This is a genomic window from Streptococcus suis, from assembly GCF_002964045.1.
Classification (GTDB): domain Bacteria; phylum Bacillota; class Bacilli; order Lactobacillales; family Streptococcaceae; genus Streptococcus; species Streptococcus suis_U.
The window spans coordinates 1-300 of sequence record NZ_POPB01000687.1 but is presented as its reverse complement, the minus strand read 5'-3'; the positions used below and the strand labels follow the sequence as shown (position 1 = coordinate 300).

Below are 300 nucleotides of genomic sequence, written 5' to 3'. Positions count from 1 at the left end.
ACAATATGCTGGTATCAACTAACTTGTTGGAGCGCTATGCCTTTGATATGGTCCATGTCAATTCAGCCTTTATGGAAGAACATGGCAGAGCTTCTGACCACGATCCGCTATTGGTACAACTGGATGTGACAAAGGCACAAGAACCAACTCAACCAGAACCAAGCGACAAGCAGACAGATGACTCAGGAACAGTCAATAATAGTGATGACAATGGTACGACCAACAATAACAAGCCAACAAATCTTTCAACTTCTAATCAAACATCTGTAAATACTGATGACCGTTCTGGCACTACAGACA

General features: G+C 42.3%; 1 pseudogene. It reads left to right on the top strand.

The features are described from left to right. A pseudogene (locus C1E99_RS15070) lies at positions 1-300 on the top strand (hypothetical protein); the annotation flags it as partial.